Annotated in this window: 25 protein-coding genes; 1 reads left to right on the plus strand and 24 read right to left on the minus strand. The window is 61.0% G+C overall.

The window, feature by feature from the left end; genetic code table 11:
• Positions 1–29 precede the first annotated feature (29 nt).
• The 14 genes from MOQ67_RS22555 to flhA form a co-directional block, all read right to left on the minus strand.
• Positions 30–422, minus strand: coding sequence for a DUF2802 domain-containing protein (locus MOQ67_RS22555; protein ID WP_198717125.1), 393 nt, complete (start codon positions 420–422; stop codon positions 30–32).
• Positions 423–905 carry a chemotaxis protein CheW gene (locus tag MOQ67_RS22560; protein ID WP_198717126.1) on the minus strand — a complete coding sequence of 161 codons (483 nt, stop codon included), beginning with the start codon at positions 903–905 and terminating at the stop codon, positions 423–425.
• Positions 906–990: 85 nt separating this feature from the next.
• Complete coding sequence (locus MOQ67_RS22565) at positions 991–1776, minus strand: CheW domain-containing protein (protein ID WP_198717127.1); 786 nt, start codon at positions 1774–1776, stop codon at positions 991–993.
• Positions 1776–2564, minus strand: a complete 789-nt coding sequence (locus MOQ67_RS22570) for a ParA family protein (RefSeq protein WP_198717128.1) — start codon at positions 2562–2564, stop codon at positions 1776–1778. The genes MOQ67_RS22565 and MOQ67_RS22570 overlap by 1 nt, the downstream gene beginning before the upstream one ends.
• Before the next feature lie 50 nt (positions 2565–2614).
• The gene (gene motD / locus MOQ67_RS22575) at positions 2615–3502 is read right to left on the minus strand and encodes a flagellar motor protein MotD (protein ID WP_198717129.1); all 888 of its coding nucleotides are present in this window, start codon (positions 3500–3502) and stop codon (positions 2615–2617) included.
• A gap of 15 nt (positions 3503–3517) precedes the next feature.
• Positions 3518–4258: a flagellar motor protein gene (locus MOQ67_RS22580; protein ID WP_198717130.1), complete on the minus strand. Its 741-nt coding sequence runs from the start codon at positions 4256–4258 to the stop codon at positions 3518–3520.
• Positions 4258–5382: a protein-glutamate methylesterase/protein-glutamine glutaminase gene (locus MOQ67_RS22585; RefSeq protein ID WP_198717131.1), complete on the minus strand. Its 1125-nt coding sequence runs from the start codon at positions 5380–5382 to the stop codon at positions 4258–4260. Before MOQ67_RS22585 ends, MOQ67_RS22580 begins: the two co-directional genes overlap by 1 nt.
• Before the next feature lie 48 nt (positions 5383–5430).
• Positions 5431–7662: a chemotaxis protein CheA gene (locus tag MOQ67_RS22590; protein ID WP_198717132.1), complete on the minus strand. Its 2232-nt coding sequence runs from the start codon at positions 7660–7662 to the stop codon at positions 5431–5433.
• An 11-nt stretch (positions 7663–7673) separates the two neighbouring features.
• Positions 7674–8462, minus strand: coding sequence for a protein phosphatase CheZ (locus MOQ67_RS22595; RefSeq protein WP_017845401.1), 789 nt, complete (start codon positions 8460–8462; stop codon positions 7674–7676).
• An 18-nt stretch (positions 8463–8480) separates the two neighbouring features.
• A complete protein-coding gene (locus MOQ67_RS22600; protein WP_198717133.1) occupies positions 8481–8855 on the minus strand; it encodes a chemotaxis response regulator CheY in 375 nt (124 codons plus the stop codon).
• A gap of 167 nt (positions 8856–9022) precedes the next feature.
• Positions 9023–9763 (minus strand): RNA polymerase sigma factor FliA, encoded by a 741-nt coding sequence (fliA, locus tag MOQ67_RS22605; RefSeq protein ID WP_198717134.1) that lies wholly within the window; start codon positions 9761–9763, stop codon positions 9023–9025.
• Positions 9760–10593: a flagellar synthesis regulator FleN gene (fleN, locus tag MOQ67_RS22610; RefSeq protein WP_003192912.1), complete on the minus strand. Its 834-nt coding sequence runs from the start codon at positions 10591–10593 to the stop codon at positions 9760–9762. The genes fliA and fleN overlap by 4 nt, the downstream gene beginning before the upstream one ends.
• Positions 10594–10698: 105 nt before the next feature.
• Positions 10699–12015, minus strand: coding sequence for a flagellar biosynthesis protein FlhF (gene flhF / locus MOQ67_RS22615; protein ID WP_198717135.1), 1317 nt, complete (start codon positions 12013–12015; stop codon positions 10699–10701).
• An 11-nt stretch (positions 12016–12026) separates the two neighbouring features.
• Positions 12027–14141 (minus strand): flagellar biosynthesis protein FlhA, encoded by a 2115-nt coding sequence (flhA, locus tag MOQ67_RS22620; RefSeq protein ID WP_198717170.1) that lies wholly within the window; start codon positions 14139–14141, stop codon positions 12027–12029.
• A 227-nt stretch (positions 14142–14368) separates the two neighbouring features.
• Between flhA and MOQ67_RS22625 the strand changes: the two genes are divergently transcribed.
• Positions 14369–14509 (plus strand): DUF6124 family protein, encoded by a 141-nt coding sequence (locus tag MOQ67_RS22625; protein WP_372436518.1) that lies wholly within the window; start codon positions 14369–14371, stop codon positions 14507–14509.
• Between the two features lie 57 nt (positions 14510–14566).
• Here the strand turns inward: MOQ67_RS22625 and MOQ67_RS22630 are convergent, their stop codons facing one another.
• From MOQ67_RS22630 to fliL, 10 genes are all read right to left on the minus strand, one after another.
• Positions 14567–14773 carry a cold-shock protein gene (locus MOQ67_RS22630; protein WP_198717136.1) on the minus strand — a complete coding sequence of 69 codons (207 nt, stop codon included), beginning with the start codon at positions 14771–14773 and terminating at the stop codon, positions 14567–14569.
• A 44-nt stretch (positions 14774–14817) separates the two neighbouring features.
• Positions 14818–15018, minus strand: coding sequence for a cold shock domain-containing protein (locus MOQ67_RS22635; protein ID WP_198717137.1), 201 nt, complete (start codon positions 15016–15018; stop codon positions 14818–14820).
• A gap of 134 nt (positions 15019–15152) precedes the next feature.
• Positions 15153–16289, minus strand: coding sequence for a flagellar biosynthesis protein FlhB (gene flhB, locus MOQ67_RS22640; RefSeq protein ID WP_198717138.1), 1137 nt, complete (start codon positions 16287–16289; stop codon positions 15153–15155).
• A 3-nt stretch (positions 16290–16292) separates the two neighbouring features.
• The gene (gene fliR, locus MOQ67_RS22645) at positions 16293–17078 is read right to left on the minus strand and encodes a flagellar biosynthetic protein FliR (RefSeq protein WP_198717139.1); all 786 of its coding nucleotides are present in this window, start codon (positions 17076–17078) and stop codon (positions 16293–16295) included.
• Positions 17079–17082: 4 nt separating this feature from the next.
• Positions 17083–17352 (minus strand): flagellar biosynthesis protein FliQ, encoded by a 270-nt coding sequence (fliQ, locus tag MOQ67_RS22650; RefSeq protein WP_003175300.1) that lies wholly within the window; start codon positions 17350–17352, stop codon positions 17083–17085.
• Positions 17353–17356: 4 nt separating this feature from the next.
• Positions 17357–18100 (minus strand): flagellar type III secretion system pore protein FliP, encoded by a 744-nt coding sequence (gene fliP, locus MOQ67_RS22655; protein WP_198717140.1) that lies wholly within the window; start codon positions 18098–18100, stop codon positions 17357–17359.
• Positions 18100–18537 (minus strand): flagellar biosynthetic protein FliO, encoded by a 438-nt coding sequence (gene fliO, locus MOQ67_RS22660; RefSeq protein WP_198717141.1) that lies wholly within the window; start codon positions 18535–18537, stop codon positions 18100–18102. Before fliO ends, fliP begins: the two co-directional genes overlap by 1 nt.
• 1 nt (position 18538) lies before the next feature.
• Positions 18539–19006: a flagellar motor switch protein FliN gene (gene fliN, locus MOQ67_RS22665; RefSeq protein ID WP_198717142.1), complete on the minus strand. Its 468-nt coding sequence runs from the start codon at positions 19004–19006 to the stop codon at positions 18539–18541.
• A 56-nt stretch (positions 19007–19062) separates the two neighbouring features.
• Positions 19063–20031 carry a flagellar motor switch protein FliM gene (gene fliM, locus MOQ67_RS22670; protein ID WP_198717143.1) on the minus strand — a complete coding sequence of 323 codons (969 nt, stop codon included), beginning with the start codon at positions 20029–20031 and terminating at the stop codon, positions 19063–19065.
• A gap of 9 nt (positions 20032–20040) precedes the next feature.
• Positions 20041–20547 (minus strand): flagellar basal body-associated protein FliL, encoded by a 507-nt coding sequence (fliL, locus tag MOQ67_RS22675; RefSeq protein WP_198717144.1) that lies wholly within the window; start codon positions 20545–20547, stop codon positions 20041–20043.
• Between the last annotated feature and the right edge of the window lie 16 nt (positions 20548–20563).

Here is a 20563-nt window from a genome sequence, read left to right on the forward strand (position 1 = left end):
TGGATAGGTATAAACCTGCCAGGCCGCAATCAGCTTTTGTGCAACTTGCTCATCAACTGCGCCTCAGCCTGGGTCAACCCACACGACTGCGTCAGTTCATCCACGGTCGCGCCCATGCCCACCAGCTTCGCCGCCTGGGCAAAAGACAGGTTCGCGGGATCACGCTGTTCCAACTGCTCCAACTTATCCGGCATGGGTGCGAGGATCGCGCGCAATTCATGCACCTCATCCCCGACCCGCACGGCACTTTGCTGGAAGTGATCAACGCGCTTGGCCAACTCGACCACGCGCCGATCACGCACGGCGTCGCGTTCGGCCTGTTGCGCCACCCACTCGCGTTGCTGGCGCACTGAGCGCAGCAAAAACGCCAATGTCCCGGCCCACAACAGGGCCAGGACGATCACCGCTGCTTCAAGGAACAATCAGATGCTCTCCAGATCCGACCATTCTTCTTCGCTCATCATCTTGTCCAGCTCGACCAGAATCAGCAGTTCGCCGTTCTTGTTGCAGACGCCCTGGATGAACTTGGCCGACTCTTCGTTACCCACGTTCGGCGCGGTTTCCACTTCCGATTGGCGCAGGTAAACCACTTCGGCCACGCTGTCGACCATGATCCCGACCACTTGCTTGTCGGCCTCGATGATGACGATACGGGTGTTGTCGTTGACTTCGGTCGGTATCAGGCCGAAACGCTGGCGGGTGTCGATCACGGTCACCACGTTGCCGCGCAGGTTGATGATGCCCAGCACGTAGCTTGGCGCCCCCGGAACCGGAGCGATTTCGGTGTAGCGCAGCACTTCCTGCACGCGCATGACGTTGATGCCGTAGGACTCGTTGTCCAGTTTGAAGGTAACCCATTGCAGGATCGGATCATCCAAACCTTGTGCGGACGCTGACTTATTCATACCCCTGACCCCTTCAAATGCCGTTGGACACGGCGTGTGTGCTTCTTCGCTGTGGCCGCACAACCGTGCGGCCGATCTTGTTCAATTAACTGCGTTGCTGGCCCGGCATCGACTTGACGGCGCCGCTGGCGATCAGCTCGGCCAGTTCGGCGACGTCGAGCAACGCGCACATGTGTTCGATCACGGTGCCCGCCAACCAGGGGCGCTGGCCCCGGTGGCTGCGCCATTTGATTTCATTCGGGTCCAGGCGCAACGAGCGGCTGACTTGATGCACCGCCAGCCCCCACTCGTAGCCCTGCACCGAGATCACGTATTGCAAGCCCTGGCGGAAGTCATCGCGGTAGCGATCGGGCATCACCCAGCGCGCGGTGTCCAGCACCTTGAGGTTGCCGGCCTGGCTGGGCAGGATGCCGAGGAACCATTCCGGTTGCCCGAACAGCGGCGTCAACTCCTGACCTTCCAGCGAGTAGATCGAGCCCAGGCACACCAGCGGCACCGCCAGGGTCAACCCGGCGACGTCAAACAGCAGGCATTCGAACGGCTCTGCGGCCCACGCCGGACGGCCGTCACCGGTGACCGGCGGCGGTGTGATGCTCGGCGGCATGTGAACTTCAACCACCGGCTCGACCACCACAGGCGCAACCACAACAGGTGCAATCGTCGGTACCACAACTTGCGCATCACGCGCCTGTTCTTCCAGCACCGCCAACTGGAATTCATCCAGTGTGCTTGGCGCTTCGACGACGGGTTCGAGAGCCAGGATCGGTTCCGGCAGGTCTTCGGCGGTCGCTTCCTGCAGCAAGGCATCCAGGTAGGATTCCAGTGCCAGTTGCGGCCGGGTCTTGACCTTGAGTTCGACGGGACGGTTCATCACGCCACCTGCGCCACAAGTTGTTGCGACAGCAGGTGCTTGAGCAGCGCGCGATACGCCAACACGCCGCGACTTTTACCGTCGAACTGCGAAGGGGTCAGGCCCGCACGGCTGGCGTCGCGCAGGCGCGTGTCCACCGGAATGTAGCCTTCCCAGATGGTGTCCGGGTAGGCATCGCGCAGTACGCGCAAGGTGCCGAGGGACGCCTGGGTGCGGCGGTCGAACAACGTCGGCACGATGCTGAACGGCAGCGCCTGTTTGCGTGAGCGATTGATCATCGCCAGGGTGCTGACCATACGCTCCAGGCCTTTGACCGCGAGGTGCTCGGTCTGTACCGGGATCACCAATTGCTGGCTGGCCGCCAAGGCGTTGACCATCAGCACACCGAGCAACGGCGGGCTGTCGATGATCGCGTAGTCGAAGTCCTGCCACAGTTGCGCCAGGGTCTTGGCGATCACCAGGCCCAGGCCGCTCTGCCCCGGCGACTGGCGTTCAAGGGTGGCCAGGGCGGTACTCGACGGCAGCAGGGAAATGCTTTCATTGCTGGTGGGCAGCAGCAGTTGCCCGGGCAGATCGCTCGGCACGTTGCCCTTGTGCAGGAACAAGTCATAGCTGCTGTGCTCCAGCGCGTCCGGGTCGTAGCCGAAATAGCTGGTCATCGAGCCGTGGGGATCCAGGTCGACCACGACCACGCGCTTGCCCGCATCAGCCAGCAAGCCGGCTAAGGCGATGGAGGTGGTGGTCTTGCCGACTCCACCTTTTTGATTGGCAACTGCCCAGACTCTCATTCGGTTGGTTCCTCCCGGTGGGCACAGGCGCGACCGAGACAGTGCATAAGTTATTGAGCCGGTGACGGAGAATTGACGGAGCTTTGCCGTACCGGCGGCGTTGCAGAGGCCGGTGCAGTTTGTGTGCCAGCCCGCTTCAATGCTGCGTCCGGGCTCGCATTTGCCGTGCCGGTGCCGGTCAGGCTGCGGCGGACATCCAGGTTGCGCGAGACCACCAGCACCACCCGGCGGTTGCGGGCGCGACCTTCGACCGTGGCGTTATTGGCCACCGGCTGGAACTCGCCGTAGCCGACCGACGCCAGGCGACTGGGGTTCACACCCTGCATCGCGAGCATCCGCACGATGCTCGCCGCCCGGGCCGACGACAGCTCCCAGTTGGTCGGGTACTGCGCGGTACTGATCGGGAAATTGTCGGTAAAGCCTTCCACGTGGATCGGGTTTTCAAACGGTTTGAGGATCGCCGCCACCTTGTCGATGATGGTGAACGCCTGGTCGCTGGGCATGGCATCGGCGCTGGCAAACAGCAGGCTCGAATTGAGCTCGATCTCCACCCACAACTCATTGCCGCGCACGGTCATCTGGTTGGAGCTGATCAGGTCGCCAAACGCGGCACTGATATCGTCGGCGATGCTTTTCAGCGGGTCGCCGGTGCCGCCCATGCCGGCGGAGGTCTCATCGCTGTCGTTGACCAGCGGCTTGGCCGGGGTCACGGTCTTGGGCCGCTCTTCGCCGATAGGGATCGGCTTGAGCGAACGGTCGGCGTCGTTGAACACGCCGATCAGGGCTTGGGAAATGACTTTGTACTTGCCTTCGTTGATCGACGAGATGGAGTACATCACCACGAAAAACGCAAACAGCAAGGTGATGAAGTCCGCGTAGGACACCAGCCAGCGTTCATGGTTGACGTGTTCTTCAGGCTCGCGACGGCGACGGCTCACAACCAATACCTCCCATCAGTCCATGAAGCCCTGGAGCTTCAATTCGATGGAGCGCGGGTTCTCGCCCTCGGCAATCGACAGGATGCCTTCGAGCAGCATTTCACGGTAACGCGACTGGCGCGTGGCAATCGACTTGAGCTTGCTGGCGACCGGCAACAACACCAGGTTGGCACTCGCCACACCGTAGATGGTGGCGACAAACGCCACAGCAATGCCGCTGCCCAGTTGCGACGGATCGGCCAGGTTGCCCATCACGTGGATCAGGCCCATCACCGCACCGATGATGCCGATGGTCGGCGCGTAGCCGCCCATGCTTTCAAAGACTTTGGCGGCATTGATATCGCGGCTTTCCTGGGTGTAGAAATCCACTTCCAGGATGCTGCGAATCGCCTCCGGCTCGGCGCCGTCCACCAGCAATTGCAGGCCTTTGCGCGCGTAGCTGTCGGGCTCGGCGTCGGCCACGCCTTCCAGGCCCAGCAGGCCTTCCTTGCGTGCGGTGAGGCTCCAGTTGACCACGCGGTCGATACCACCGGCCAGGTCGACACGCGGCGGGAAAATGATCCAGATCAGGATCTGCATGGCTCGCTTGAACGAACTCAAGGGCGACTGCAGCAACGCCGCGCCGACGGTGCCACCGATCACGATCAGCGCCGCCGGGCCGTTGGCCAGGGCACCGAGGTGCCCGCCTTCGAGGTAGTTGCCGCCGATGATCGCGACAAATGCCATGGTGATGCCGATCAGGCTCAGTACATCCATCAGAGGCAGGCCTCCACCAAATGCTTGCCGATATCGTCCAGGCTGTAGACGGCGTCGGCCAGGTCAGCCTTGACGATAGCCATCGGCATGCCATAGATCACGCAACTGGCTTCGTCCTGGGCCCAGATTGCACTGCCGCCCTGTTTGAGCAGGCGCGCGCCTTCACGACCGTCGGCGCCCATGCCGGTGAGCACCACCGCCAGAACTTTGTCGCCGTAGGACTTGGCTGCCGAACCGAAGGTGATGTCCACGCAGGGCTTGTAGTTGAGGCGCTCATCGCCTGGCAGGATTTTGATCGCACCACGGCCATCGACCATCATCTGCTTGCCCCCAGGGGCCAGCAGCGCCAGGCCTGGACGCAGAATGTCGCCATCCTCGGCTTCCTTGACGCTGATGCGGCACAGCTTGTCCAGGCGCTCGGCAAAGGCCTTGGTGAACGCGGCGGGCATGTGCTGGATCAGTACGATCGGCGCCGGAAAGTTGGCCGGCAGTTGGGTCAATACCCGTTGCAGGGCGACCGGGCCGCCGGTCGAGGTGCCGATGGCGACCAGTTTATACGCCTTGCGTTTCGGCGCCGGCGAATGGGCGCTGGGCGCAGGAGTGCGCGCAGGTGCTACGGCAGCCCGGGCCACAGGCGCCGGAGCCGTGCGACCAAACGCGGTGCCGGTGGGTGCGGCCGGGGCTGCGACCGGCGCGGGCGCCGGGGCGCTGAACAGGCTGCGACGGTTGCTGCGCGAAATGCTGTGGACCTTCTCGCACAGCATCTGCTTGACCTTCTCGGGGTTGCGCGAGATGTCTTCGAAATTCTTCGGCAGGAAGTCCACTGCGCCGGCGTCCAACGCATCCAGGGTGACCCGGGCGCCTTCATGGGTCAGCGAGGAGAACATCAACACCGGGGTCGGGCAGCGCTGCATGATGTGCCGGACTGCGGTGATGCCATCCATCATCGGCATCTCGTAGTCCATGGTGATCACGTCCGGCTTCAACGCTATGGCTTGATCAATCGCCTCTTTGCCGTTGGTGGCCGTACCGACCACCTGGATCGTTGGATCGGCGGAAAGAATTTCCGAGACGCGGCGGCGGAAGAAACCTGAATCGTCCACCACCAGGACCTTGACTACCATAAACACTCCGTTAGGCGGGGCGGGCAATACCGCCCTGCCCCACCAGAATCAAATACGCCGTGCGGCGTAACGCTTGAGCATGCTCGGAACATCGAGAATCAATGCGATGCGACCGTCACCGGTGATGGTCGCACCCGACATGCCCGGGGTTCCCTGCAGCATTTTGCCCAAAGGCTTGATGACGACCTCTTCCTGGCCGACCAGTTGATCGACGACAAAGCCGATGCGCTGGGTGCCCACGGAGAGAATCACCACATGGCCTTCGCGCTGCTCTTCATGGGCAGCCGAGGCGACCAGCCAGCGCTTGAGGTAGAACAGGGGCAACGCCTTGTCGCGCACGATCACCACTTCCTGGCCGTCCACCACGTTGGTGCGCGACAGGTCGAGGTGGAAGATTTCGTTGACGTTGACCAGCGGGAAGGCGAAGGCCTGGTTGCCCAGCATCACCATCAGGGTCGGCATGATCGCCAGGGTCAACGGCACCTTGATGACGATCTTCGAGCCCAGGCCCTTGGTCGAGTAGATATTGATCGAACCGTTGAGCTGGCTGATCTTGGTTTTCACCACGTCCATGCCCACGCCACGGCCCGACACGTCGGAAATCTCGGTCTTGGTCGAGAAGCCCGGGGCGAAGATCAGGTTGTAGCACTCGGTGTCGGTCAGGCGGTCGGCGGCGTCTTTGTCCATCACGCCACGCTTGACCGCGATACCCCGCAGGATCGCCGGGTCCATGCCTTTGCCGTCATCGGTGATCGACAGCAGGATATGGTCGCCCTCTTGCTCCGCCGCCAGAATCACCTTGCCGCCACGGGACTTGCCCGCGGCTTCGCGTTCTTCCGGGGTTTCTACGCCGTGGTCGACGGCGTTGCGCACCAAGTGGACCAGCGGGTCGGCCAGGGCCTCGACAAGGTTTTTGTCGAGGTCGGTTTCTTCACCCACCAGTTCCAGGTTGATCTCTTTCTTGAGCTGACGTGCCAGGTCGCGAACCAGGCGCGGGAAGCGGCCGAAGACTTTCTTGATCGGCTGCATCCGCGTCTTCATCACTGCGGTCTGCAGGTCGGCGGTGACCACATCGAGGTTCGACACGGCCTTCTGCATGGCTTCGTCGCCGCTGCTCAAGCCCAGGCGCACCAGGCGGTTACGCACCAGCACCAGTTCGCCGACCATGTTCATGATGTCGTCCAGCCGCGCGGTATCCACGCGCACGGTGGTTTCGGCTTCACTGGCGGGCTTGTCGGCCACGGCCGCCGCTGGGGCTCGCGCGGATGCGGGAGCAGCAGCTGGGGCCGGCGCCGGCTTGGCGGCAGCAGCAGGTGCTGCGGCTTTGGCCGGCGCTGGTTTGGCGGCTACCGGAGCGGCCGTCGCCGCTGCGGCCGGGGCCACTTCGGTGAACTTGCCCTTGCCGTGCAATTCGTCGAGCAACGCTTCGAATTCGTGATCGGAAATCAGCCCGTCGCCGGCAGGTGCTGCACTGGCAGCAGGTGCGGCGGCAGTCGCAGCGACTTCCGGCAAGGCATCGGCAGCAAAGGCGCCCTTGCCATGCAACTGGTCGAGCAAGGCTTCGAATTCGTCGTCGGTAATGTCGGTGCCGGCGGTGGCCGCCGGCGCTTGCGGCGCAGCGGTGGGGGCAACGGCGTCGGCGGCGAACTGGCCTTTGCCGTGCAACTGATCGAGCAGGGATTCAAATTCTGCGTCGGTAATATCTTCGCTGGTCGGCGCGGCGGGCGCAGCGACTGCTGCAACTGCTGCAACTGCTTGCGGCGCTTCGGCTTCGGCCTTGACCGCATTGAGGGAGTCGAGCAGTTGCTCGAACTCGCTGTCGGTGACATCCACTTCGGCTTCGACCACAGGCTCCGGAGCCGCTTCCACCACCGGCGCGGCCGAGGTGTCGGCAGGTTCAGCCAGGCGCGCCAGGGCGGCCAGCAGTTCCGGAGTGGCGGCGGTGATCGGGGCACGTTCGCGGACTTCGCTGAACATGCCGTTGACCGCATCCAGTGCTTCGAGAATCACGTCCATCAGCTCCGAATCAACGTGACGCTCACCCTTGCGCAGGATGTCGAACACGTTCTCGGCGATGTGGCAGCACTCCACCAGCTCATGGAGCTGGAGGAAGCCGGCGCCCCCTTTTACAGTGTGAAAACCGCGAAAAATTGCATTGAGCAGGTTCGCATCATCCGGGCGGCTTTCCAGCTCGACCAGTTGTTCGGACAGTTGCTCTAAAATTTCGCCGGCCTCTACAAGGAAATCCTGAAGGATTTCTTCATCGGCGCCGAAGCTCATGGGTGTGCTCCTTAGAAGCCTAAACTGGATAACAGGTCATCTACGTCATCCTGACCTGACATAACGTCTTCACGTTTATCGGCATGAATCTGCGGACCTTCACCCTTGGCGAGATGTTTTTGTGGATCTTTTTCCGAGAGGATCGCTTCGCGGTCATGTTCGATGCCGGCGAAACGATCGACTTGGCCTGCCATAAGCACCAATTTGAGCAAGTTGCTTTCCACTTCGGTGACCAATTGGGTCACGCGCTTGATCACCTGACCGGTGAGGTCCTGATAATCCTGGGCGAGCAGAATGTCATTGAGGTTGCTGGACACCGTGTGGTTGTCCTGTTCGCTGCGCGACAGGAAACCCTCGACCCGACGGGCCAACTCACGAAACTCCTCAGCCCCCACTTCCCGACGCATGAAGCGGCCCCAGTCAACGCTGAGGGCCTGGGCTTCATTGGCCATGCCGTTGACCAGGGGCGTGGCGTTTTCCACCAGATCCATGGTGCGGTTAGCCGCCGCTTCAGTCAGCCTGACCACATAGGACAGGCGTTCAGTAGCATCGGTGATTTGCGAAATCTCTTCGGCCTGGGGCATGTGCGGGTCAATCTGAAAATTGACGATCGCACTGTGCAGCTCGCGCGTGAGCTTGCCCACTTCCTGATACAGGCCGCGGTCACGGGTCTGGTTAAGCTCATGGATTAACTGCACCGCGTCGCCGAACTGGCCTTTTTCAAGGCTCTCGACGAGCTGGTGAGCATGCTTTTTCAGGGTCGACTCAAAGTCCCCCTGTGACGTTTCTTTATGCTCCATAGCTCCCCCGCGATGGCATTAGCCGTGGATGCGTTCGAAGATTTTTTCGATCTTCTCTTTCAAGGCCAATGCAGTGAATGGCTTGACCACGTAGCCGTTAACCCCGGCCTGGGCGGCTTCGATGATCTGCTCACGCTTGGCTTCGGCGGTCACCATCAACACGGGAAGAGTGCGCAGTTTTTCATCGGCGCGCACATGACGTAGCAAGTCGATACCGGTCATGCCGGGCATGTTCCAGTCGGTTACCAGAAAGTCGATGCTCCCGCTGTTGAGGATCGGAATCGCCGTAAGGCCGTCATCCGCCTCGACCGTGTTGGTGAACCCAAGGTCACGCAACAGGTTTTTTATGATCCGCCGCATCGTTGAGAAGTCATCAACGATGAGGATTTTCATGTTCTTGTCCAATTCGACCTCCAAGCAGTCTTAAACGCGCCCAGCACCTGGACGCGCCATTTCAATCAACAGGCGTTACACAAAAAGGACTGCCCAGGGCACCACGAAACTCACCCGCGAAGACCAGGGCCCTCACGGTAGTGTTTGCAGTGTCCCCACACTGCCTGTCAGCGCGCGCGCCATTCTCCCAGGCGTCCCCGCAAGCGGGCTGCGCACTGGCTGTGCAGTTGGCTGACACGCGATTCGCTGACCCCCAGGACCTCACCGATTTCCTTGAGGTTCAGCTCTTCGTCGTAGTACAGCGCCAACACCAGTCGCTCACGCTCCGGCAAATTGGCAATCGCGTCCGCCAGCGCCCCCTGAAAGCGTTCATCTTCCAGGTCACGCGACGGCTCGAGATGAGTACTCGCGCCATCCTCGTGCAGCCCTTCGTGTTCGCCGTCCTGCAACAGGTCGTCGAAACTGAACAGGCGGCTGCCCAAGGTATCGTTCAAAATCCCGTAATAATCGTCGAGACTCAATTGGAGTTCGGCCGCAACCTCGTGATCTTTAGCGTCGCGACCGGTTTTTGCTTCAATTGCACGAATTGCGTCACTGACCATGCGCGTATTGCGGTGTACCGAACGCGGCGCCCAATCCCCTTTACGCACTTCATCGAGCATCGCGCCACGGATACGGATACCCGCATACGTCTCGAAACTCGCACCTTTGCTCGCGTCGTATTTGGTCGACACTTCGAGCAGGCCGATCATGCCGGCCTGGATCAAGTCTTCGACCTGGACGCTGGCGGGCAGGCGTGCCAGCAAGTGATAAGCAATGCGCTTGACCAGGGGCGCATAGCGCTCGATCAATTCACCTTGGCAGTCACGTGCCGATTTCTTGTAAAGGTTATAGCCGCTGGCTGTCATAGCACCGGTCCTGCGCTCGTCTGATGCACCAATCGCTCGACGAAAAACTCCAGATGCCCCCGTGGGTTGGCGGGCAATGGCCAGGTATCGACCTTCTGAGCAATAGCCTTGAACGCCAAGGCGCATTTCGAACGAGGGAACGCTTCGTAGACTGCACGCTGCTTTTGCACAGCCTTGCGTACACACTCGTCATAGGGAACTGCGCCGACGTATTGTAAGGCGACATCGAGAAAGCGATCTGTGACCTTGGTCAACTTGGCGAACAGGTTGCGCCCTTCCTGCGGGCTCTGGGCCATATTGGCCAGCACGCGGAAGCGGTTCATGCCGTAGTCACGATTCAGTAGTTTGATCAGGGCGTAGGCGTCGGTGATCGAGGTGGGTTCATCGCAGACCACCAGCAGGACTTCTTGCGCGGCGCGCACGAAGCTGACCACGGACTCGCCGATCCCGGCGGCGGTGTCGATCACCAGCACGTCGAGGTTGTCGCCGATATCGCTGAACGCCTGAATCAGGCCGGCATGCTGCGCCGGGCTCAGGTGGACCATGCTCTGAGTGCCCGAGGCGGCCGGCACGATGCGGATGCCTCCAGGGCCCTGCAGCAGCACATCGCGCAGCTCACAGCGGCCCTCGATCACATCGGCGAGGGTATGTTTGGGCGTGAGCCCCAGCAAAACGTCGACGTTCGCCAATCCCAGGTCAGCATCCAGCAGCATGACACGACGGCCAAGCTCTGCCAGGGCCAGGGACAAATTCACTGACACGTTAGTTTTCCCGACGCCACCTTTGCCGCCGGTCACCGCGATCACCTGTACGGGATGCATGCTGCCCATTTTATTTCTTTACCTTGTCTTGCTTAGACGCAGGCTACATGGGTTGGCCGCGTGAATCGCTGCAGACCATCGATGTAGATACAATTCAGGGTGTTCATGCTGACCTCAACCCACCCGTTTTGCCGGGTTGTGGTAAAGGTCAGCGAACATATCGGCCATCGCTTCCTCGCTAGGCTCTTCTTGCATTTGCACGCTGACGGCACGGCTGACCAACTGATGACGGCGCGGCAGATGCAAATCATCTGGAATCCGCGGCCCGTCGGTCAGGTAGGCGACCGGAAGTTCATGACTGATCGCCAGGCTCAACACCTCACCCAGGCTCGCGGTTTCATCGAGCTTGGTGAGGATGCATCCGGCCAGGCCACAGCGCTTGTAGCTATGGTACGCAGCGGTAAGAACTTGTTTTTGGCTGGTGGTTGCAAGCACCAGGTAATTTTTCGACTTGATACCACGCCCGGCCAGGCTTTCCAGTTGCAGGCGCAACGCCGGGTCGCTGGCTTGCAGGCCGGCGGTATCGATCAACACCACACGCTTGCGCAGCAACGGATCGAGGGCGTTGGCCAGGGACTGGCCCGGGTCAACGTGGGTCACCGACACATTGAGGATACGGCCCAGGGTCTTGAGCTGCTCCTGGGCACCGATGCGGTAGCTGTCCATGCTCACCAGCGCGATATTCTGGGCGCCGTACTTGAGCACGTAACGCGCGGCCAGCTTGGCCAGGGTGGTGGTCTTGCCCATGCCGGCAGGGCCGACCATGGCGATCACGCCACCCTCTTCCAGGGGTTCGATTTCCGGGGTCACGATCATCCGCGCCAGGTGGGCCAGCAACATGCGCCAGGCCTGGCGAGGTTCTTCGATTTCGGTGGTCAGCGCCAGCAGGTCGCGGGACAACGGGCCGGACAGGCCGATGCGTTGCAGGCGACGCCACAGGTTGGCCTGTTGCGGTTTGCTGCCTTGCAGTTGGGTCCACGCCAGCGAACCAAGCTGCACTTCCAGCAGCTCACGCAGGCCGTTGAGTTCAAAACGCATCGAATCGAACACACGCTGGTCGACTGCGGCGGCCGGGGCTGGCGCGGCAGGACGCGGCGGTTCGATGAACGTCGGCTCGATCAACGGCTCGGCGGCGGTCAGCGGCAGGCCGGCGAACAACTGGCGATTGGTGGTCGCATCACTGTCGCCACGCATGCTCAGTTCGGCCTGGGCCGAGACAATGCGCGAGGCCGTCTTGCGCAGCTCGTCTTCAAGCTCCATGTTCGGGACACGCGGGGCCAGCGCCGAAGGGGTGTAATCCAGGGCAGCCGTCAGCTCGACACCGCCGGCAATACGACGGTTACCGATAATCGCAGCGTCGGCGCCCAGCTCGTCACGTACCAGTTTCATGGCCTGACGCATATCGGCGGCGAAAAAACGCTTTACTTGCATAACCCACTACCTCAGCCGTTGGGCCCTACTGTCGCGACGATAGTCACTTGCTTGTTGTCAGGGATTTCCTGATAAGCCAAAACGTGCAAATTCGGCACTGCCAGGCGTCCAAACCGCGACAACATCGCTCGGACCGGACCTGCCACCAGCAGAATCACCGGTTGGCCCTGCATTTCCTGGCGCTGTGCGGCGTCGATCAACGAACGCTGCAGTTTTTCAGCCATGCTTGGCTCCAGCAGAACGCCCTCTTCCTGACCTTGTCCTGCCTTCTGAATACTATTGAGCAATATTTGTTCCAACCTTGGCTCCAAGGTGATCACAGGCAGCTCAGACTCAACCCCTACAATGCTTTGCACGATAGCGCGGGACAATCCGACGCGCACCGCAGCCACCAGGGCGGCGGTATCTTGACTCTTGGCGGCATTGTTGGCGATGGCCTCGGCGATGCTGCGAATGTCGCGCACCGGCACTTGTTCGGACAGCAGCGCCTGCAACACTTTGAGCAATTGCGACAGCGACAGCACGCCCGGCACCAGCTCTTCGGCGAGTTTTGGCGACGCCTTGGCCAGCAAACCCATTAATTGCTGGACTTCTTCGTGGCCGATCAGCTCGTGGGAGTGCTTGTACAGAATCTGGTTGAGGTGCGTGGCGACCACGGTGCTGGCGTCCACCACGGTGTACCCGAGGGACTGCGCCTGGCTACGCTGGCTGACTTCGATCCAGACCGCCTCCAGACCAAAAGCCGGATCTTTGGCGGTTATACCGTTCAGCGTGCCGAACACCTGGCCTGGGTTGATCGCCAGCTCGCGGTCAGGGTAGATCTCGGCTTCGGCGAGGATCACGCCCATCAGGGTCAGGCGGTAGGCGCTGGGGGCCAGGTCGAGGTTGTCGCGGATATGCACGGTGGGCATCAGGAAGCCCAGGTCCTGGGACAGCTTCTTGCGCACACCCTTGATCCGCGCGAGCAATTGGCCGCCCTGGTTGCGGTCGACCAACGGAATCAGGCGGTAGCCGACTTCCAGGCCGATCATGTCGATCGGGGTCACATCGTCCCAGCCCAACTCCTTGGTTTCCTGGGCGCGGGCCGGCGACGGCAGCAGTTCCTGCTGGCGCGCGATTTCTTGCTGGGCAGTCACTTTGATCACGTTCTGCTTTTTCCAGAACAGGTAGGCGCCGCCGCCGGCCAAAGCCGCCATGCTCAAGAACGAGACGTGGGGCATGCCGGGCACAAGGCCCATGATCGCCATGATGCCTGCCGCCACGGCCAGGGCCTTGGGCGAGGCAAACATCTGCCGGCTGATCTGCTTGCCCATGTCTTCGGAGCCCGACGCACGGGTCACCATGATCGCCGCAGCTGTGGATAACAACAGTGATGGCAATTGCGCCACTAAACCGTCACCGATGGTCAGCAAGGCGTAGACCTTGCCCGCATCGCCAAAGGTCATGCCGTGCTGGAAGATCCCGACCGCCATGCCGCCGATCAGGTTGATGAACAGAATCAACAGGCCGGCGATGGCATCGCCGCGCACGAATTTGCTGGCACCGTCCATGGAACCGTAGAACTCGGCTTCCTGAGCCACTTCCAAGCGGCGCGACTTGGCCTGGTTCTGGTCGATCAGGCCGGCGTTGAGGTCGGCGTCGATGGCCATCTGTTTGCCGGGCATGGCATCGAGGGTAAAGCGCGCGCTCACCTCGGAAATCCGCCCGGCGCCCTTGGTCACCACCACGAAGTTGATGATCATCAGGATCGCGAACACCACGATACCGACCACGTAGTTACCGCCGATCACCACCTCACCGAAGGCCTGGATCACCTTACCCGCGGCGGCGTGACCGTCCTGGCCGTTGAGCATCACCACCCGCGTGGACGCCACGTTCAGCGCCAACCGCAGCAGCGTGGCGATCAGCAGGATGGTCGGAAAGACCGCAAAGTCGAGCGGCCGCAGGGCATAGACGCAGACCAGCAACACGACGACGGACAAGGCAATGTTGAAGGTGAAGAACACGTCGAGCAGGAACGGCGGTATTGGCAACATCATCATTGCCAGCATCACCAGCAACAACAACGGCACACCCAGATTGCCCCGCGACAAATCAGTCAGGGTGCCACGGGCCGTGTTGAGCATTTGAGAGCGATCTACCACCGGTATTCCTCGCGTTCCTTGAAGCAAAGTTTTGACGCCAGAGGGCGTCCTGAAGGCGGTATTGCAAGAAGCCTTCCAACTTTTGCGTGAGGTCGCAGATCCCTTATGACGAGGACTGACTGACGGACGAGCAGGTCGGGGATCAACTGATTCAAATGACCGAAGACCTGCTGGCAGGCCTCAGCGAAACACTTGCTTGAGCCAATGGATTGCTCAATGACTTTTCGTTTGAGCAGGAAGGGATTCGACGCGAGGGGGCACGAGGAATTGCACAATTAGTCGAACTGGCCCAGTTACTGGCAGAGCGGGCGCTCAATAGCACCACCGGTGGAACGATCGCGGGCACTTAACGACCTGATGGTGGATCGCTCCGACGCTCTGCGTGGGAACGATCAAACCAGCCGACGTTATTTAGAGAGGGTTTTCACGCTCGTGGCCTGATCGCCCTTAGGCCCTTTTTCGACGAGAAACTCCACTTTCTGGCCCTCTTCAAGAGACTTGAAACCCTCTGCCTGGATGGCGGAAAAATGGACGAACACATCGCCGCCGCCATCCTGGCTGATAAACCCAAACCCCTTCTCCGCGTTAAACCATTTCACAGTGCCCGTTGCCATGGCCGTTCTCCGTACACTTCAATCAAGGACTTACACAGGTGCCGTCAGATCAGTTCGATATCGCATGCATAGATGCCATCGGGTCGATGGATCATCCGGAAGGCCACTTTCTGGCCTTGCGAAAGCAGACGTCTATCCGAACTGCACAGATCTACCGACACCTCCTCTCCCCCACTATCCAGCGCAATCGAACCCAATCCGGTCTGCTGGTCATAAGACTTAACCCAGCCTGTGAATAGCTGCATCGCTCCACTCCCGGCATTTTGCTGCGCAGTACCTGAGGCAATAGAACCGCGAGCAAGCGATGCTGGCTACTGTCAAAGTTGACAGGTCAGGAAGGTTTTACGACGAATGGCACAGTGCCAATTTGAACGACCCGTCAAGAATCGCGGCGCAAGTCCGGCGGAATCGGCAGGTCTTTAAGCGGATCAGGCCGCTTGCCTTTGCCCGCACGGTACTGGCGAATCTGATAGACATACGCCAACACCTGCGCCACCGCCAGGTATAGCCCGGCAGGGATTTCCTGGTCGAGGTCGGTGGAGTAGAAGATCGACCGCGCCAGTTCCGGCGATTCCAGCAACAGAATGTCGTTGGCCACGGCGATTTCGCGGATCTTCAGCGCGGTGAAGTCGCTGCCCTTGGCCAGCAGCATCGGCGCGCCGCCCTTCTCCGGGTCGTACTTGAGGGCCACCGCGTAGTGGGTCGGGTTGGTGATCACCACGTCGGCGTCGGGCACCGAAGCCATCATCTTGCGCTGAGACATTTCGCGCTGCAGTTGGCGAATGCGCTGTTTGACCTCGGGGCGACCTTCCTGGTCCTTGTGTTCGTCGCGCACTTCCTGCTTGGTCATCAGCAGTTTCTTGTGGCTTTCCCACAGCTGGATCGGTGCATCCACGGCGGCGATCAGGATCAGCCCGGCAGCCAGCCATAACGCACTCCAGCCCACCACTTGCACGCTGTGGATGATCGCTGACTCCAGCGGTTCATGGGCGATGCGCAGCAGGTCATCGATGTCGGAGGACAATACCGCCAGCGCCACGAACAGAATCAGGATGAACTTGGCCAACGCCTTTAGCAGTTCCACCAACGCCTTGGCGGAAAACATGCGCTTGAGCCCGGCGGCGGGGTTCATGCGGCTGAATTTTGGCGCCATGCTGCTCGCAGCGAACAGCCATCCGCCAAGGGCGACGGGGCCGATCAGCGCAGCCAGGAGCAAGGTGATCAAAATCGGCTGCACCGCCAGTATGGCGATTTTTCCCGAATGCAGCAGGTACTGCCCCATGGCGCCGGGGTTGAGCAACACTTCGCGGGGCAAGGTGAAGTTGTGTTTCATCAACTCCATCAGGTCGAGCGCCAGGCCGCCGCCGTAGATCAGCAAGGCGCCGGAACCGGCCATCATTGTCGCAACGGTGTTGAGCTCTTTGGAGCGGGCAATCTCACCCTTTTCCCTGGAGTCCTTTTTACGCTTATCCGTGGGGTCTTCTGTTTTGTCCTGACCACTCTCGCTCTCGGCCATGGCTCAGCGCGCCCGTGCCAGATCACGTAGGAACTGCAAGGCGTCGGTCGCCAGCGGTTGATACTGATTGAGAATGTCGGCCATGCCGATCCAGAAAATCCCCATGCCCAACACCAGGGTCAACGGGAAACCGATAGAGAAGATATTCAGTTGCGGCGCCGCGCGGGTCATCACGCCAAAGGCGATGTTGACCACCAACAGCGCAGTGATCGCCGGCAGCACCAGCAACAGTGACGCGCCCAACACCCAACTGAGGCGCCCCACCAGTTCCCAGAAGTGATTGACCACCAGCCCCGAGCCGACCGGCAAGGTGGTGAAACTTTCGGTCAGCACCTCGAACACCACCAGGTGGCCGTTCATGGCCAGGAACAGCAAGGTCACCAGCATGGTCAGGAACTGTCCGATCACTGCTGCCGACACGCCGTTGGTGGGGTCGACCATGGACGCAAAGCCCATGCCCATCTGGATCGAGATGATTTGCCCGGCAATCACGAAGGCCTGAAAGAATAGCTGCAGGGAGAAGCCCAGCAGCGAGCCGATGAGGATCTGCTCGGCAATCAGCATCAGCGCACTGAGGTCCAGTGCGTTGACGGGCGGCATCGGCGGCAAGCCCGGCACCAGGACCACGGTGATCGCCACCGCGAAATACAGGCGGATGCGCCGTGGTACCAGGGTGGTGCCGAACACCGGCATGCTCATCAGCACCGCCGTGACCCGGAACAGCGGCAGGATAAACGAAGCCACCCAGGTACTGATCTGGGTGTCGGTCAACGCCAGCAGCGATTGCATGCGGTCAGCCGATCAACTGCGGAATACTGCCGTACAACTGCAGGATGTATTCCATGAAGGTCTGCACCAGCCACGGGCCGGCGACAATCAACGTGACCAGCATCACCAGCAGGCGCGGCAGGAAGCTCAGGGTTTGTTCGTTGATCTGGGTCGCGGCCTGGAACATCGCCACCAGCAGGCCGACCAACAGGCTCGGCACCACCAGCACGGCGACCATCATGGTGGTCAGCCACAACGCTTCACGGAACAGGTCGACGGCAACTTCTGGGGTCATAGCCCTACACTCCGCCGAAACTGCTGGCCAACGTGCCGATAATCAGCGCCCAACCGTCCACCAGCACAAACAGCATGATCTTGAACGGCAACGAGATGATCAGCGGCGACAGCATCATCATCCCCATGGCCATCAGCACGCTCGCCACCACCAGGTCGATGATCAGGAACGGGATAAAGATCATGAAACCGATCTGGAACGCCGTCTTCAATTCCGAGGTGACAAACGCCGGCACCAGGATCGTCAGCGGTGCCTGATCCGGGGTGGCAATGTCGGTGCGCTTGGACAGACGCACAAACAGCTCAAGGTCGCTGGAGCGGGTCTGCGACAGCATGAAGTCCTTGATCGGGCCCTGGGCCTTGTCGATGGCGTCTTGCGCCGTGAGCTTTTCCGCAAGGTAAGGCTGCAGGGCTTGCTGGTTCACCTTGTCGAATACCGGCGCCATGATGAACATCGTCAAGAACAGCGCCATGCCGGTGAGGATCTGGTTCGATGGTGTCTGTTGCAGGCCCAGGGCCTGACGCAGGATCGAGAATACGATGATGATCCGGGTGAAGCTGGTCATCAGCATGACAAACGCCGGGATAAAACTCAGCGCCGTCATGATCAGCAGGATCTGCAGGCTGACCGAATACTCCTGGGCCCCGGCCGCGTTGGTGCCCAGGGTAATCGCCGGGATCGACAACGGGTCGGCGGCGAACGCCAATGGCGCGGCCAGCCACAGCATGAGCGTCAATAAAACGCGCATTACTTCTTATCCTTCTGATCCTTGCCCAGCAACTCCATCAGGCGCTGGGCGAATTCTGGCGTGGCGGCCTGGGTCGGGGCGACGCTGACCGGGGTCTTGAGCACGTGCAGCGGGGTGATGCGGCCAGGCGTGATGCCCAGCAGGATCTGTTCCTCGCCGACCTGCACCAGCACCAGCCGATCACGCGGGCCGAGGGCGCGCGAACCGATCATCTCGATGACCTGGGCGTTGCCCGGACCGATGCTCTGCACACGGCGCATCAGCCAGGCCAGCACGAAAATCAGCCCGACCACCAGCAACAGGCCCAGCACCAACTGGGTCAGTTGGCCACCGATGCCGCTGCTCACCACGGGGGCGGCGGCCGCTTGCGCGACCGGCTCGGCCGCCAGGGCGCTCAATGGCAGCGCCAGATACAGTCCCGCCATCGAATACTTCATGTCAGCGCAGCTTCTTGATGCGTTCGCTCGGGCTGATCACGTCGGTCAGGCGAATGCCGAACTTTTCGTTGACCACCACCACTTCGCCATGGGCGATCAGCGTGCCGTTGACCAACACGTCCAGCGGCTCGCCAGCCAGGCGATCCAGCTCGATCACCGAGCCCTGGTTGAGCTGCAGCAGGTTGCGGATGTTGATGTCGGTGCTGCCGACTTCCATCGAGATCGACACCGGGATGTCGAGAATCACGTCCAGGTTCGGGCCGTCGAGGGTCACCGGGTCGTTGTTCTTCGGCACGCTGCCGAATTCTTCCAGAGGCAGGCGGTTACTGGCCGGCGCGGTGGAGGCATCGGCCGCCAGCAGCGCGTCGATATCGTCCTGGCCAACATCGCCGGTTTCTTCCAGGGCCGCAGCCCATTCGTCGGCCAGGGCCTGGTCTTCGGCGGAAGTGTTTTCGTGTTCGGTAGCCATTACATGTCCTCGGCGGAGCAAACATTCATAAATAGGGGTGCATCAATACGGGTGACTCAGCGCCGGTTGATCGGCTCCACCACTTGCAGTGCCAGGTTGCCCTTGTGCGAACCGAGCTTGACCTTGAACGACGGCACGCCGCTGGCGCGCATGATCAGTTCTTCCGGCAACTCGACGGGAATCACGTCGCCCGGCTGCATGTGCAAAATATCCCGCAGGCGCAACTGACGACGGGCCACGGTGGCGCTCAGGGGCACGTCGACGTCCAGCAGGTCTTCGCGCAGGGCCTTGACCCAGCGTTCGTCCTGATCGTCGAGGTCGGACTGGAAGCCGGCGTCGAGCATTTCGCGCACCGGTTCGATCATCGAGTACGGCATAGTCACGTGCAGGTCGCCGCCACCGCCATCGAGTTCGATGTGGAAGGTGGACACCACAATGGCTTCGCTGGGGCCGACGATGTTGGCCATGGCCGGGTTCACTTCCGAGTTGATGTACTCGAAATTGACCTCCATGATCGCCTGCCAGGCTTCCTTCAAGTCGATGAAGGCCTGCTCCAGCACCATGCGTACCACGCGCAGCTCAGTAGGGGTGAACTCGCGGCCTTCGATCTTGGCGTGACGGCCGTCGCCGCCGAAGAAGTTGTCCACCAGTTTGAACACCAGCTTGGCGTCGAGGATGAACAACGCAGTGCCGCGCAATGGCTTGATCTTGACCAGATTGAGGCTGGTAGGCACGTACAGCGAGTGTACATATTCGCCGAACTTCATCACCTGCACGCCGCCCACCGCCACGTCTGCCGAGCGGCGCAGCATGTTGAACATGCTGATGCGGGTGTAACGGGCAAAACGCTCATTGATCATTTCCAGGGTCGGCATGCGTCCACGGACGATGCGATCCTGGCTGGTCAGGTCATAACTTTTGACGCTGCCGGGCTCGGCAGCCATTTCGGTCTGTACCAGACCATCGTCCACGCCATGCAGCAGCGCATCGATTTCATCCTGGGACAGCAGGTCTTGCACGGCCATGTCGTGATCCTACTGCAATACGAAATTAGTGAAGAGCGCCTGCTCGACCACCACTTTGCCGAGCTCTTTCTGGGCCACTTCCTGCACGCTGGCAGTGACCTTCTGGCGCAACATTTCCTGGCCCACCGGGGTGGCCAGGCTGTCGAAACTTTGCGCGGAAAACAGCATCACCAGGTTGTTGCGGATCATCGGCATATGCACCTTGAGCGCCTCAAGGTCCGCCTGGTTGCGCGCCAGTAAGGTGATGCTCACCTGCAGGTAGCGTTGACGACCGTTCTGATTGAAGTTGGCGACAAAGGCCGGAAGCATCGGCTCGAAGATTGCCGGTTGCTTGACGTTACTGGCAGTTTCGGCGGCGGGTGCCGGTTTGCTCGCACTGCTGTGCATGATGTACCAAGTGCCGCCCACGGACGCGCCGATCGCCAGGACCAGGCCCAGGACAATCAACAGGATAAGCTTGAGCTTGCCCTTGCCCTTACCTGCGGGTGCTTGTGCTGCGTCTTCGCTCTTCGCCATGCCAATAATCCGTCAC

The sequence above is a fragment of the Pseudomonas sp. LY-1 genome (assembly GCF_053502595.1).

Bases quoted from the DNA above. Each gene is read 5' to 3' on its own strand.
- MOQ67_RS22560 (WP_198717126.1), bottom strand. From the start codon at position 905: ATGAATAAGTCAGCGTCCGCACAAGGTTTGGATGATCCGATCCTGCAA.
- fliR (WP_198717139.1), bottom strand. From the start codon at position 17,078: ATGCAATCGCTGCTGGCGTTGACCGACACCCAGATCAGTACCTGGGTG.
- fliN (WP_198717142.1), bottom strand. From the start codon at position 19,006: ATGGCTACCGAACACGAAAACACTTCCGCCGAAGACCAGGCCCTGGCC.
- MOQ67_RS22635 (WP_198717137.1), bottom strand. From the start codon at position 15,018: ATGCAGCTATTCACAGGCTGGGTTAAGTCTTATGACCAGCAGACCGGA.
- MOQ67_RS22600 (WP_198717133.1), bottom strand. From the start codon at position 8,855: ATGAAAATCCTCATCGTTGATGACTTCTCAACGATGCGGCGGATCATA.
- fliA (WP_198717134.1), bottom strand. From the start codon at position 9,763: ATGACAGCCAGCGGCTATAACCTTTACAAGAAATCGGCACGTGACTGC.
- MOQ67_RS22585 (WP_198717131.1), bottom strand. From the start codon at position 5,382: ATGGTAGTCAAGGTCCTGGTGGTGGACGATTCAGGTTTCTTCCGCCGC.
- fliQ (WP_003175300.1), bottom strand. From the start codon at position 17,352: ATGACCCCAGAAGTTGCCGTCGACCTGTTCCGTGAAGCGTTGTGGCTG.
- MOQ67_RS22595 (WP_017845401.1), bottom strand. From the start codon at position 8,462: ATGGAGCATAAAGAAACGTCACAGGGGGACTTTGAGTCGACCCTGAAA.
- MOQ67_RS22570 (WP_198717128.1), bottom strand. From the start codon at position 2,564: ATGAGAGTCTGGGCAGTTGCCAATCAAAAAGGTGGAGTCGGCAAGACC.
- flhA (WP_198717170.1), bottom strand. From the start codon at position 14,141: ATGCTCAACACGGCCCGTGGCACCCTGACTGATTTGTCGCGGGGCAAT.
- MOQ67_RS22590 (WP_198717132.1), bottom strand. From the start codon at position 7,662: ATGAGCTTCGGCGCCGATGAAGAAATCCTTCAGGATTTCCTTGTAGAG.
- MOQ67_RS22565 (WP_198717127.1), bottom strand. From the start codon at position 1,776: ATGAACCGTCCCGTCGAACTCAAGGTCAAGACCCGGCCGCAACTGGCA.
- fliO (WP_198717141.1), bottom strand. From the start codon at position 18,537: ATGAAGTATTCGATGGCGGGACTGTATCTGGCGCTGCCATTGAGCGCC.
- flhF (WP_198717135.1), bottom strand. From the start codon at position 12,015: ATGCAAGTAAAGCGTTTTTTCGCCGCCGATATGCGTCAGGCCATGAAA.
- fliP (WP_198717140.1), bottom strand. From the start codon at position 18,100: ATGCGCGTTTTATTGACGCTCATGCTGTGGCTGGCCGCGCCATTGGCG.
- MOQ67_RS22630 (WP_198717136.1), bottom strand. From the start codon at position 14,773: ATGGCAACGGGCACTGTGAAATGGTTTAACGCGGAGAAGGGGTTTGGG.
- flhB (WP_198717138.1), bottom strand. From the start codon at position 16,289: ATGGCCGAGAGCGAGAGTGGTCAGGACAAAACAGAAGACCCCACGGAT.
- MOQ67_RS22580 (WP_198717130.1), bottom strand. From the start codon at position 4,258: ATGGATGTACTGAGCCTGATCGGCATCACCATGGCATTTGTCGCGATC.
- fliM (WP_198717143.1), bottom strand. From the start codon at position 20,031: ATGGCCGTGCAAGACCTGCTGTCCCAGGATGAAATCGATGCGCTGCTG.
- fliL (WP_198717144.1), bottom strand. From the start codon at position 20,547: ATGGCGAAGAGCGAAGACGCAGCACAAGCACCCGCAGGTAAGGGCAAG.
- fleN (WP_003192912.1), bottom strand. From the start codon at position 10,593: ATGGGCAGCATGCATCCCGTACAGGTGATCGCGGTGACCGGCGGCAAA.